Annotated in this window: 12 protein-coding genes; 4 read left to right on the top strand and 8 right to left on the bottom strand. The window is 57.5% G+C overall.

Translation table 11 applies throughout. From position 1 onward, the window contains the following. The first annotated feature begins 173 nt into the window (after positions 1–173). The gene (locus CJ255_RS18565) at positions 174–920 is read left to right on the top strand and encodes an alpha/beta fold hydrolase (RefSeq protein WP_097645588.1); all 747 of its coding nucleotides are present in this window, start codon (positions 174–176) and stop codon (positions 918–920) included. Between the two features lie 143 nt (positions 921–1,063). On the opposite strand, the gene CJ255_RS18570 is transcribed toward CJ255_RS18565, so the two are convergent. The 4 genes from CJ255_RS18570 to CJ255_RS18585 form a co-directional block, all read right to left on the bottom strand. After that, the gene (locus CJ255_RS18570; protein ID WP_097645589.1) at positions 1,064–2,173 is read right to left on the bottom strand and encodes a radical SAM protein; all 1,110 of its coding nucleotides are present in this window, start codon (positions 2,171–2,173) and stop codon (positions 1,064–1,066) included. Further along, positions 2,170–4,044 carry a DUF8588 domain-containing protein gene (locus CJ255_RS18575; RefSeq protein WP_097645590.1) on the bottom strand — a complete coding sequence of 625 codons (1,875 nt, stop codon included), beginning with the start codon at positions 4,042–4,044 and terminating at the stop codon, positions 2,170–2,172. Before CJ255_RS18575 ends, CJ255_RS18570 begins: the two co-directional genes overlap by 4 nt. Next, positions 4,034–4,273 carry a hypothetical protein gene (locus CJ255_RS18580; protein WP_097645591.1) on the bottom strand — a complete coding sequence of 80 codons (240 nt, stop codon included), beginning with the start codon at positions 4,271–4,273 and terminating at the stop codon, positions 4,034–4,036. Before CJ255_RS18580 ends, CJ255_RS18575 begins: the two co-directional genes overlap by 11 nt. A 91-nt stretch (positions 4,274–4,364) precedes the next feature. Continuing rightward, positions 4,365–5,732 carry a dipeptidase gene (locus CJ255_RS18585; RefSeq protein WP_097645592.1) on the bottom strand — a complete coding sequence of 456 codons (1,368 nt, stop codon included), beginning with the start codon at positions 5,730–5,732 and terminating at the stop codon, positions 4,365–4,367. 240 nt (positions 5,733–5,972) lie between these two features. Between CJ255_RS18585 and CJ255_RS18590 the strand changes: the two genes are divergently transcribed. Further along, the gene (locus tag CJ255_RS18590; protein ID WP_097645593.1) at positions 5,973–6,488 is read left to right on the top strand and encodes a single-stranded DNA-binding protein; all 516 of its coding nucleotides are present in this window, start codon (positions 5,973–5,975) and stop codon (positions 6,486–6,488) included. Positions 6,489–6,724: 236 nt separating this feature from the next. On the opposite strand, the gene CJ255_RS18595 is transcribed toward CJ255_RS18590, so the two are convergent. Both CJ255_RS18595 and CJ255_RS18600 read right to left on the bottom strand, forming a co-directional pair. After that, positions 6,725–7,645, bottom strand: a complete 921-nt coding sequence (locus tag CJ255_RS18595) for a branched-chain amino acid transaminase (protein ID WP_097645594.1) — start codon at positions 7,643–7,645, stop codon at positions 6,725–6,727. Positions 7,646–7,669: 24 nt separating this feature from the next. Then, positions 7,670–8,218: an HD domain-containing protein gene (locus CJ255_RS18600; RefSeq protein WP_097645595.1), complete on the bottom strand. Its 549-nt coding sequence runs from the start codon at positions 8,216–8,218 to the stop codon at positions 7,670–7,672. Between the two features lie 513 nt (positions 8,219–8,731). Here CJ255_RS18600 and CJ255_RS18605 point away from each other — a divergent pair. Further along, complete coding sequence (locus CJ255_RS18605; RefSeq protein ID WP_097645596.1) at positions 8,732–9,352, top strand: hypothetical protein; 621 nt, start codon at positions 8,732–8,734, stop codon at positions 9,350–9,352. Positions 9,353–9,414: 62 nt separating this feature from the next. Here the strand turns inward: CJ255_RS18605 and CJ255_RS18610 are convergent, their stop codons facing one another. Both CJ255_RS18610 and CJ255_RS18615 read right to left on the bottom strand, forming a co-directional pair. Beyond that, the gene (locus tag CJ255_RS18610; protein ID WP_097645597.1) at positions 9,415–10,638 is read right to left on the bottom strand and encodes a sensor histidine kinase; all 1,224 of its coding nucleotides are present in this window, start codon (positions 10,636–10,638) and stop codon (positions 9,415–9,417) included. A 189-nt stretch (positions 10,639–10,827) separates the two neighbouring features. Beyond that, positions 10,828–11,805 carry a response regulator gene (locus CJ255_RS18615; RefSeq protein ID WP_097645598.1) on the bottom strand — a complete coding sequence of 326 codons (978 nt, stop codon included), beginning with the start codon at positions 11,803–11,805 and terminating at the stop codon, positions 10,828–10,830. Positions 11,806–12,276: 471 nt separating this feature from the next. Between CJ255_RS18615 and CJ255_RS18620 the strand changes: the two genes are divergently transcribed. Next, entirely contained in the window at positions 12,277–12,825 is a 549-nt protein-coding gene (locus CJ255_RS18620; RefSeq protein ID WP_097645599.1) for a GNAT family N-acetyltransferase, read from the top strand. Positions 12,826–12,906 lie beyond the last annotated feature (81 nt).

Below are 12,906 nucleotides of genomic sequence, written 5' to 3' on the forward strand. Positions count from 1 at the left end.
TGTCTGAAAAGTCTATGAACTGGCGTTGGAGTGCCGGCTTCAGCCGGCTAAAGCCGGCACTCCAACGCGTGCCCACTAGCTTTTCAGACAGCTTCTTACCGGCTTCAGCCGGCTAAAGCCGGCACTCCAACGCGTGCCCACTAGCTTTTCAGACAGCTTCTTAGGAGAACTCTATGCCAAGCATTACCACTCGTCATGGTTCAATCCACTACCTTGAGGTTGGCACTGGAAGACCTTTGGTACTGTTGCATGGCAACACCTACAGTGCCAACACACAGGTGCGCCTTGCGGCCCGTTTTAGCGATGAACATCGGGTCATCAGCCCTGATCTGTTAGGCCATGGCCAATCGGCCCGCCCCACAGGTCTCTTTAGCACGCGCTATTTTGCAATGCAGGGCGAAGCCTTGGCCGATCTCTTGACCAGCATGTTTAGCGAGGCGGTGCCAGTCTTTGGCATGAGTGCAGGCGGTATCAGTGCGCTCAACGCCATTTGCCTGGTGCCCGAACGCATCTCGGCGCTCATCTTGGATGGTGTGTTTCGTCAAGTGACCACTGCGACCGTAGATGCACACCACCACAGCACGGCCAACATGACGCCCGCGTGGCACCGTTACATGGCCAAACAGCATGGCGAAGCCTGGTGGCCCATCCTCAACGCGAGCATTGAGCGCACAATTGAACATCTAGCGGTAGAGCGCACGGTGGTAGCGCCGTGTCTTGCGGCGATCAGTGTGCCAACGATCGTTTTTCACGGTGGCCAGGATCCATTCGTGCCCGATGAACAGGCGCGGATGATTGTGCAAGGCATCCGTGGGGCGCGCTTGGTCTACGAAGCAGCAGCGGGACATCTGCTGGCTTGGCGCAACCCGGCCACCTTCCGCGAGCGTGTGCGCCGCTTTGTACATGAGGGAAGGAAATAGGGTATTAGGAAATAGGAAGTAAGAAATCTACAATCTACAATCTACAATCTACAATCTACAATCTGCAATCTACAATCTGCAATCTACAATCTACAATCTACAATCTGCAATCTACAATCTACAATCTGCAATCGTAATTGGTATTAGCCAAATCTACCGGGTAACGTCCAACCACACGCCGTACAGCGATCCCCATTGAGGCGTATGCTGGTGGTGCTGTTGCCGATGCGCTCAATGAGCGGGGTGCCACAGGTGGGGCAGCGCGTGTGTTGGTTGGGATCGCCTGGGATATTGCTGGCGTAGACGTAGCGCAGCCCAGCGGCTCTGCCAATGCTGATGGCCCGCTCGACGGCATTGACGTGGGTCCAAGGCACATGGGTTAGCTGGTAATCGGGATGGAAGCGCCAGACATGCCATGGGATTTCGGGGCTGAGGGCCGCCAGCCAGTTCGTGAGGGCGCGTAGCTCCTCGTCGCTATCGTTGAGCCTAGGAATGAGCAGGGTGGTTACCTCCAGCCAGATGCCGCGCCGCTGCAGATACTCGATCACTTCCAGCACGGGTTGCAGTCGGGCACCACAGATGCGCCGGTAGAAGCTATCGCTGAAGCTCTTGAGATCAATGTTGATCGCAGCAAACCTTGGTAGTAATTCCAGAGCTTCAATCGTCATGTAGCCATTGCTCTTGAAGATGCAAAAGAACTCGGCTGCTTGGGCCAACTGGATGATCTCTGCCGCATAGTCGAGGTAGATGGTTGGCTCGTTGTAGGTAAAAGCGATACCGTTGCAGCCTTGGTCTAGGGTGGCACGAATGATCGCTTCGGGTGGAGTGATACCATTTACGATTGTAGATTGCCGATTGCAGATTGCCGAACATGACGTTCCAATGGGCTTTCGCGTTCTTGATAATGCGGCATGCTCAAGGGTAATTGGTATGATGGGTTCTTCTGGATCGGGGCGGGCATGGGCAATGCGCCAGTTCTGGCAGAAACTACAGCTCATCGTGCAGCCCATGGTGCCGAGTGAGAGCACGCTGCTGCCTGGGAAGACATGGTAGAGCGGCTTGCGCTCGATGGGATCGGCATGCAAGACCACGGGCCGCCCTGCCGCGAGAGCGTGCAGTTGGTCATTGTGGTGCAGGATCGCACCACAACGGCCCACTTGGCCCTCAGGCAGCAGACAACGCTGGGCGCATAGCCCGCAGCGCAACCTGGCGCTGGCGGGGTCGCGGGTGGTGAGTTGGGTGGTAAGGGTCATTGCTCTCTGCCAGTTTGCGCTATGATCCGTTGGTAACAGACTGCCGCACGCTGGTCGTCTTGCAGGTAGCTGTAGAAGGCGGCAGCAAGTTCGTAGTCGCCTGCTTCTTCCAAGGCGCGGGCGCGACGGCGCAGTTCGCTGGCGAAGTCGCCGTTGAAGGGGGCTTCGCTGGGCAACAGGGGCCGTAGCCGTGCCAGCAGGCCGCGCTTGGCTTGGGCCGGGGCTTCCGGCGGGCTCACCATGACAGGTGGTTGCTGAGGGCGCAGCTCGAGGCCGCTGAGATCTAGGGCGGGCATGGGCACGACGCGCACCTGGATGGCTTGGGTTGGCTGGGGGGCTATGAAACTGAGCAGGCTGCTGAGGGGTTGCAGCGCTTCGTTATCTACCTCATAGCGCCGCGTAGGGGTAAGGATGGTCACTTGGTGCGCTTGTAGCCCCAACGCGGACACCAGCAGATCGGGCGGCAGAGCGGGCAGCAGACGCATGCCACGCGGCAGCAGAAGATTGGCTGGGTTGCTCCGCACCAGGGCTTGACCAAGGGGGATGCCACTGATGACGGTGTGGTCGTTGGCCAACAGCAGGGCGAGTTTCTCGCCTAGAGCAATGCGGATCTGGGCCAGGAGCGGCGCAGGTAGCCGCCGTACCATGCGTTGGATCCGTACAATCGCGGCCTCGTCGAGCAATAGGGCATGCACGGGGCTAGGGCCTGCGGCAGTGGGATAGAGGGCAAGGGGGATCCGCAGGGTGGGGCTGGGTTTGGAGCTCATGGTGGCACTGGCGGCAAAATTGATCTGGGCCTGGCAGATCTGCTGCATGCGCGTGCGCGGCGTTGGTGCCGTGAGTAGCGCATAACCCCAGGTGGCTCCAGTCTGGATCAGGATGCAGCGGGGCGGGAGCAGTTCTTGCACATGGGGCAGGTAGAGTGGCGTCTCTTGGCCGAGGGGCAGCAGCACGCGGCGGGCAGGTTCATGCTCAAGACTGGCCGGTTCGAGTGCGTCGGCGAGCAGCAGCGTATGTGGCAGACGCTGCATAAAATCACAGACAAAACGCGGCACAGGTCGCTGATCGTCATGGGCAATGATGTCGAAGAGGGCCAGATCGCGGCTTGTTTGGGCCTGGTGCCACGTAAGGAAACGCAGTGCGTAACGCAGCCCATGACGCTGGAGGTAGCCAGCAATCAGCGCAGTAGCGCGGCGGTCGGTCAGTAGGCCCAGTGGGGAATACCCGAACTGGCCCTCACCCCCTACCCCCTTCGACAAGCTCTGGTTCGACAGGCTCACCAAGCGGGCAGCGCCGCTCCCACGTTGTGGGAGCGGGGCGAAGGCTACGCTGTTGGATTGCGTTCCTTTGCGTTCTGTTGTGGCATAGAGTGGCACTTGCAGCAGTGCTTCAAGCAGATCTGCTGGACGCACAGGCAAGAACAAAGGGGGGCGGTCGGGTTGCAAGAGCACCCGTTGCGCGGCGGGGGGCGGACCAAGGGCATCATAGCCATGGGGTGCAGCGGGATGGGCATAGGGCACAAAACAGTGCCCGTCGCCGACGTAGAGCTGCGCTCGTGCCGGGCTGAGGCGGGCAGCCTGCAAGGCCGCTTGGGCAGCCGGATAGTAGCGGGTTGGGGCAAAGCCATCGGCGGGCGGATGGAGCGTCACGATGAACTGATCGGCGGGATGGGCTTCAAGTTGCACACCTGTATCCAACGCAGCCACATGGGAGAAGGCAGCAAGAAAGGCATGCAGGCGTGAGCGCCCCTGGAGCAGCACAAGCCCTTGGGGGCCGCTGATCAGGCCCTGAGCATCACGCGACAACGCGGCGCTCCGTGGTGCTTCGTGGGCTTGCAGGGCCCGCAGGTGCAGCGTATGCTCACTGCTCACGCTGACGAAGTTCCTCAGTTGTCAGGTTCGCAGGCACCTCAGCGATTGCCTCAAGGCCCGCATCGGCTATCTGGGGCCGTCGAAAAAGCCGCCCGGCAATCGCTTGGGCCATTTGGTTGTGGTAGGCTTCGGGCGCAGTGCGATCACCGTCGTCAATCAAGAATTGTTCGATCTGGCCGGTGGCTTGGTTGAAGCGGAAGCGAATGGTGATAGGGTTACGAGTAGACATAGGGTTTGCTTTTTTGTAGAACCGAGGGGCAGAGGAACATCTGAAGCCTCAGCCCTATTTCCTATCTCCTAATTTCCCATTTCCTATTTCCTTACACCCCCAAACGCTCCAACAGACGACAGTAGGCCGTCTGGCCCTTGCGGAAACTGGCGAGCCGGAAGAATTCGTCGGGGGAATGGATGCGCTCGTCGGTGAGCCCAAAGCCAAAACTAGCGGTATAGGCTCCGAGGTGTTGGGCAAAGAGCGTACAGACCGGGATGGATCCGCCGCTGCGTACCTCGTAGGGTTCACGGCCATACAGCTCACGGAGCACCTCACGGGCAACCTGGTTGCCAATGAAGTCGTCAGGGGCAAGATAGGGGTAGGCGTGTGCATCAAGCATCGTCACGCTCACCGTGACACCAGGCGGGCTGTGGCGCTCAATATGGGCACGCAGCAATTCTACCACAGCGTTGGGGTCTTGGTCGGCCACGAGCCGACAGGTAAGCTTGGCGTGGGCTTCGCTCGGCAGCACCGTCTTTGTCCCGGCATCCTGGAAACCGCCCCAAATCCCATTGACCTCTAGGGTCGGACGGGCCCAACTGGCCTCCAAGGGGCTAAAGCCCGCCTCGCCAAAGAGGGCAGGCACCTGCAACTCCTGCTTCAGCGCATCAGGCTCAAAGGGCACCGCCGCAAGCTTGGCACGATCCGCTGCACTCAGCGGACGCACCTGATCATAGAAGCCCGCCACAGTGATCACACCATCGTTGGCCCGCATCGAGGCCAAGAGCATCACGAGCGCATGGATAGGATTCATCACCATGCCCCCATACATGCCACTGTGGAGATCAATGGCAGCCGCCTTTACATCAATTTGGAGGCCACAAAGCCCGCGCAAGCCCACCAGAATAATTGGCTCAGTCTCACTAAACTGGCCCCCATCGGCACTGAGTACCAGATCGCACGCAAAGCGATCCCGATGTTGCGGCAGGAAGGCCCCAATCTGGGGGCTGCCAATCTCCTCTTGGCCCTCAAAAAAGAGCTTCACATTCACCGGCAAGCGCCCCACACTCTTGAGCAGGGACTCAAGGGCCAGGATGGGCACCAGCATGTTACCCTTATCATCGCTTGCGCCGCGTGCATAGACCCGATCAGCTTCAATGTGTGGTTCAAAGGGCGGATGGCTCCACAACTCCACCGGATCAACCGGCTGAACATCAAAATGGCCATAGATCAGCACAGTTGGTTTGCCTGGAGCATGCAACCAATCGGCATAGACAACCGGATGGCCGCCGGTGGGCAGAATCGCAACATGCTCCAAACCAGCAGCCGCCACCCGCGCCGCCACCCACTCAGCGGCCCGTTGCACATCGGGCGCATGCTCGGGCAGCGCCGAAATACTTGGAATCCGCAGGAATTCCAACAACTCAGCAGTAAACCGCGCTTCATGCGCGTCTAGGTAGTTTTGCCAAAGTGACATGATATGGCTCCTTATACCATTTCAGATTGCAGATTGTAGATTGCAGATTGTAGATTGCAGATTGCAGATTGCAGATTGTAGATTGTAGATTGCAGATTGCCGAGATGCGCTTGAATTGTTCTCAACACCCCTTGACAAAGACAAACAACCATGCTAACATGAGAACGTGAGTTCGTCTTTTGGTACTGGAGATCGCAGCAAGCATGTTGAAGCGTATTACGTGCAACCAGGAGGTATACCATGGCGAAGGACTTAAACAAGCTTCAGTTCACCGGACATCTCGGTGCGGATCCGGAGATGCGCTACACGGCTCAGGGCACTGCGGTGACCAACTTTCGGGTGGCGTGCAACCGGGTATGGAAGGATCGGGAGGGCGTAAGCCATGAAGACACGGAGTGGTTCCGGGTCGTGGCATGGGATCGGCTAGGCGAAATCTGCAACCAGTATCTTACCAAAGGCATGCGAGTCTATATTGAAGGGCGTGTCCAGACTCGTAAGTGGGTGGATCGGGACAACATCGAGCGAACCAGCATCGAGGTTGTTGCCCAAGATATGATCATGCTATCGAGCAAAGGCGAGCGTGGTGCTGTTCCGGCTTACGATGGGAGCGAAGACGAGCCAAGTGGTGAGCCAGTGCGGCGGGCCGCCACAAGCAACGGAGGTGGACGTGAGCCAGCGCCAGCGCGCGTACCTGCTCGGCCCACTACACGCAACCAGCCCCAGGAGATCGAGAGCGACGACGACATTCCGTTTTAGACAAGGTTCGTAACCAAGTTACGCTTGTTGTCGCTGCTGTCGCGGGGGTTGGGGCTACGCCCCAACCCCCGTGTAAAAAACTTTTGTTAGCGCGAAAAAGTTCTGGGCCGCGACGTTGGCTTCGGCAGGCTCAGCCAACGCGACGCCCCTCTACGAGCCCAGGGCTTCTTCGCACTAACAAACTTTTTTGGAGGAGGCGAGATCTCCCCTCGCCAAGAGCTGAAGACAGACCACAACTACAGGTAGACCGGCGTACACCATTGGCGATAGGCAGGAATACGCCCGCGCACCAGATCGCTATAGAGCCGCACGAGGGTTCCGGCCACCGGGCCAACTTCGCCATTGCCAACCTTGCGTTGGTCAATCTCGACGATGGGCTTAATCTCGGCACCAGTGCCACAGAAGAAAGCTTCATCGGCCACATAGAGTTCGGTGCGGTCAATTGCGGCTTCGCGCACCTGCAAGCCCAGGCGTTCACGGGCCAATTCTAGGACGACTTGGCGCGTAATGCCCTCAAGAATATCGTTGCTGACGGTAGGGGTAATGAGGACACCATCACGCACAATGAAGAGGTTGGCCGCACTGCCTTCGGCGACTTGGCCATCGCCGCCGAGCACAATCGCCTCATCGTAGCCATTGAGCAGCGCCTCGGTCTTGGCGAGGGCCGAATTGATGTAGGCACCGCAAGCCTTGGCGCGCGAAGGAATGATATTATCGTCAATCCGGCGCCAGGAAGAGACACAAGCGCGGATGGCTGAACCAGCGATATACTGGCCAAAGCCGACAGCGAAGAGGGTAAAGGCATCAGTGAGGCCATTCATCTGCACCGCAATGGCCGGATCACTCTTGTAGACCAACGGGCGGATATAGACATCTTCGCGGAACTGTTCGTGGCGCAGCAGATCGAGCGTAATCTCGCACAGTTCAGCGGTGCTATAGGGCAACTGCATAAAGAGAATGCGACAAGAGCGCTGCAAGCGCTCCATATGGGCCTGGAGTTGAAAAATGAACAACTGCTGCTCTTCAGGCACCCAATAGCCGCGAATCCCCTCGAAGCAGCCAGTTCCATAATTGAGCGTATTGGTCATCACGCTCACCTGAGCCTGTTCAATGGGCACAATCGCACCATTGAAAAACGCGAACTTGTTGTTGGGCATTGTGGTTACGAACCTTCTGTAGTACTACAAACTCCCCTGTTCACTCAATGCCTTGCGCCCGCCCCGTTGCCAGAGGCGGCTAATGAGCATGCGGCGGCGACGGCGTTTCGCCATACGCGCAGCATAGTAGGGGTCGCTCGCACAGAGGCGGCGGCGTTCAGCGAGGCTCCGTCCATTAAAGAGCCCGCCAACAAAATAGGTCATATCACGAAACGAGGCCAATTTATCGGCAACTGCAAGCACCCAGCCTTCGCGGGTCGTAGGACGGGGGCCAAAGGGGTACATATGGCTAATAATCGCCAGGGAGACTGCTTCTGATTCGCCCAACTCAGCGGCGACACGGGCCGCAATGGCCCCGTGGGTTGTCAGGGTACCTAAGCGCGAATCGAGATCGTGCAGGATCGCAGCACGGGCAGCAGTGCGCTGATCGGCACCAAGGAGCGGGGCTAACATGTACGAGTAACGGGCTACCCGCAGCATGTGATCATGCTTGGGAATACTATGATGCATGTGATCACGCGTCTCAGTCACACGCGGGTGGGCAAGCAGATCTGCAATGCAGGCTTGATCCATAGGTTCTTCATCCTCCCATGGGGGGCGCACAGTGCGCCATACATACACCAGAATACGATAGCCGATAGCCGATAGCCGATAGCCGAACACGGCCTCCCACAAGATATCGGCGTTAGGGATGGTTTCAGAAACACGCTTTCAGCTTTACCGTCGTAGTGCCGACTTTAGTCGGCATCCGGGGGTTGTCGGCGACCTCAGCCGACTAAAGTCGGCACTACACGAATGGCACAAACGGTAAAGTACCCTGAAATCATCCCCTACATATGTTATACAGTCACCAATGGCTGTTTGACAATTCTACCATGGGTACTGTCTTCCCATAGCACCATGAGAAAAGCTTCCCCCCCTATAGGGGATGCTTACTCTTGTCAAAACGCTTTGTTATGGATATAATTCCAAGAACGAATTGCCACTAGGGACAACGCTTTGCACTCTTATCAAGCATTCTAATGAGCTACGCGTCCCTATGAGGCAACAGCTACAGCGGCAATATAGTTGCCAGGAGGGACAGCCATGGGGCTTTTTGATTTTCTCTTTGGGCGCAAGCCTGAGCACCCGCACCAGTCAGCGCCACACGGTCGGCTCTCGTTTGGTGAAGGGCCAATCCGGCTTGGTGGTCATGCAGCGAGGGACGAGAACGAGATCGCCTTAGAGCGTTATCGCTACATGCTACGCACAGCTCCTCCCGAGACGATTGAACAGGCCCATGCGGAAGCGTTTGCGCGGCTGACACCAGAACAGCGTGCGTATGTCTTGCAAGCGCTGGCCAGCGAATTGCCTGAAAGCGAGCGGCTGAGTACTGCCGGGGCTGATGCCGATCCGCAGCGCATGGCGCGGATCGCCACCCGTGCCGAGATGCGTACCCCTGGGGTGATGGAGCGCACCCTTGCTAACCACCCAGCCCAAGCGCAGCAGCAGGTTGGGGGCGGGATGCTTTCTGGCATGGCGGGCACCTTGCTCATGAGCTTTGCAGCGGGCTTTGTTGGCAGTATGGCTGCCAATGCCTTTCTCAGCTCTATGGGCGACCCCTTTGCGGCTGAGATGGATGCACTGGAGGAACAGCCGGTGTTCGAGGAGGAGTTTAGTGGCGGTATTGCTGATTTCGATGGCGGCTTTGATGATGTAGATCTTTGAGGAAATTAGGAAGTAGGAGTTAGGAAGTAGGAGTTAGACAACAGCGCAACCTTCCTGCTTTCCTATTTCCTACTTTCCTGCTTCCTATTTTCTTCCCCAAGCGGCAAAAGCATACGTGTGGTCGTCCCTTGACCGGGGCTGCTGTGAAACTCTAGGCGTCCGGCGTGGCGTTCGACGATGCCACGGCTAATGGCGAGCCCCAAGCCCGTACCTGAGCCCAAGGGCCGTGTGGTAAAGAATGGTTCGCCCAATTGGGCTAGGGTCTGCTCGTCCATCCCGACGCCATCATCAACCACACTGACCACGGCCCAAGCCCCCTCTTGCTGGGTACTCAAGGTTACACTACCCGCATCACCCACCGCCTGAACCGCGTTGGTGAGTAGATTCAGGACAACCTGATTGATCTGGCCGGGGTTGCAGACGACGCGGGGCAGGGGGCCATAGGCTTCATTGATAGTAACGCCATTGGGCGCAGCAGCGCGGGCGATGCGCACCGTACCAGCGAAACCCAGGGCCAAATCTGCTGCTTGCAGACCGGGATCATCGGGGCGCGCAAAGGCACGTAGAGCCTGCACAATCGCCGCAATGCGGTTCAAGCCTTCGCGGCTTTCGGGCAGAACTTCATCAATATCGGCCCACAATTGGGCGACATCCATACCAGTGTCGCCAGCGTGTTCGGCCCCTAGAGCCTGCTCAAAGTCCTCATGCAGTTCACGGAGTTGAGCCAGCGCATCGGCGAGAAAATCGAGATTATTGGAGACAAAGGCCAGAGGGGTATTCACCTCATGGGCCACACCGGCCACAAGTTGGCCGAGGGCACGCATCTTCTCGGAGCGCACCAACTGTGTTTGGGCCTCCTTGAGTTCTTTGTGGGCCCGTTCAAGCTGCAACAGCGCCCCCTCAAGCTGCTGGTTGGTCGCAGCCAACTGAGCGGTCAACGAGAGCGCGGCGTGCAAGGGTTGACCCATTGCCGCAATGGCCAACGGTCCAGCGGGGCTAGGCCGCCAAGTCCAGGCGCTATAGGAGACCAGCAGTGGCGGGCCAATCGGCTGCTGATGGTTCAACTCCCAATCAGCGGCACTACCGTGTTCCAGCGCTTGAGCCAGCATCAACGCCGCCTTCTCGCGGCTGAAGGGATCAACCAACTGGGCAAACGGCTGGCCGATCAGCACAGCGGCCATCTGACCCACAATGCGTTCCATTGCCGCATTGAGCGCCAAGACACGCCCATTGCTGTCGAGCAGCACAAACGGGAGCGCAGCCTGTTGAATGGGCGCATCGAGCATGGGGATTGTACCAGTTATGAGTGACAAGTGACGAGCAGGAGATAGCGCATACCAATGGGCTGTCTGAAACGTCTATAGGCTGACGTTGGAGTGCCGGCTTCAGCCGGCTAAAGCCGGCACTCCAACGCGTGCCAACTAGCTTTTCAGACAGCTCCTTAGCCCCTAAGGACTGCTCAACGGTAATTGGGATTACATAGACTCAAGTTCTTCTTGGCGTAACATATCAGCAGCAAGCCAACCACGGTAGAAGATCAGCAGATCGCCCATCAGTTCGGAGAGTACCAAGCGACCCTCATCGGCATAGGTAGTCATTTGGGCAGCAGTTGCGGTGGTGGTGCGGCAATGCAATGCAGCAGCATGAATCTCTGTCAGGTCACGGGGGCCAGCCCAGAGGGTACCAAGACGTTCACCCAAGGCGCGAACCTGATCGGCAATGGCATAGGAATGTTGCTGATGGCGTTCAGCAACAGCGAGATCGAGAATATCGGCATAGGCCGCCACGAGGCCAGCAAAGGTTTCGGGGGCTGCTTGGGAGAGGGGCGGCTCGTGGGGATGGGGGCCAGCGGCAAAGCGTTCAGGCACAGGAATGCGTTCAGGGCCTTGGCGGGCATCGCGCAAGGCTCGTTCCCAACGATCAAAGAGCAGCGTTGCGTGGGCCTGGTTCAACTGTTCCAGGGCGGTACGCAACTCAGTGACTTGGGCCTGAGCCCGAGCAACCTGTTCATCATCATTACTCTGCTCTTGTTGCGCCTCTTGAAAACCGGCTTGATAAATGCGTAGCACCTGATCGAGTTGGCGGCGCAACTGATGGACATCCCAAGGTTTCGGCAGGAAGCCGCGCACATTACCCAAATTGAGCGCATCCACCAACGCAGCCGCATCGGTATAGCCTGAAATAAGGATACCAAGGGCAGCGGGGCGCAGATCGCGGGCCCGTTCCAACAACTGAACACCACTCAACTCCGGCATGCGCTGATCGGTAAGAATGACCGTAATCTCTTCTTTGGCCATAATCTCAAGGGCAGAGGCAGCAGTATTCGCAGTAAAGACCGTAAAGCGGTCACGCAGACTCCGTGCAAGGGAACGAGTAATTGCAGGCTCATCATCAACGACCAGGATGGCTGGTCTGACGTGGGTAGCATGCTCGCTAAAAAGGGGGGTAGCCATCGGGGTCTCCTTTAGGGAAGAAAGTAGGAAGTAGGAAGTAGGAAGTAGGAAAGTAGGAAAGTAGGAAGTAGGAAAGTAGGTTTATGGCATGCAAAAGATTACTTTACAATCATTTGAGGATCATGAGGCAAAAGGTATCGCGTCCTCGCGTCCTCGCCTCCTCGCGTCCCCGCCTCCTCGCCTCCTCGCGTCCCCGCCTCCTCGCCTCCTCGCGTCCCCGCCTCCTCGTCTCCTCGCCTCCGAACCTCCGCGCATCCATCCCTAGTAATTATACGGCCCAGGTGTTCACTTTTGGGTAACGATTCCTTTACCTAATGAAACCATGATGTGTTCCATTCACTGCCAGACGGAGTAAAGAAATCATACCTCAGGTGAAAGTTTTGACAACCAAAGTAACTCTGTTGTAACTATTGCTGGTATAGTTCACGCACCAAAGCATTTCAAGGGAAACTTGTTACAGGAGGCACCAGCATGGCCCAACGCATCGGCGCGCTAGGCAATGTCGCGCTCAAGGACGGACGCTCCGTAATGATTCGCAATCTACGCGACGCGGATCGAGAAGCACTTGCGACATTCGGCCAATCGTTGCCCAAAAACGACCTCCTGTACTTGGAGCAAGATTTTACCCATCCGCAAATCATTGATCATCTCGTTGACGGAGTGAACGCGGAACATTGGCGTCAAATTGTTGCGATCACCCATGATGAACAGATTGTGGGCTACACAGCAGCGCTACGCATGCCAGGTTGGTCGAATCATGTGGCGAATATCCAACTAATCGTACAGCCAGCGTACCGGCGTAGCGGTTTGGGGATGCAACTAGCCCAAGCGATCGTTGAGGAGGCGCGCGATTTTGGGGCTACCAAAGTGACGGTAGACATGTTGGCGGCACTGAACGCGGGCCAAGCGATCTTTAGCCGTCTAGGATTTGCGGTTGAGGGACAACTAGCGCGTCATGCGATTGATCGCGACGGCAACTTACACGACATTGTGATCATGTCGGCCTTTGTGCGTGTGTGATGCCATTGGAGATTGGAGATTGGAGATTGGAGATTGGAGATTGGAGATTGGAGATTGCAGATTGGAGATTGCAGATTGGAG

The organism is Candidatus Viridilinea mediisalina, from assembly GCF_002532535.1.
Lineage (GTDB): Bacteria > Chloroflexota > Chloroflexia > Chloroflexales > Chloroflexaceae > Viridilinea > Viridilinea mediisalina.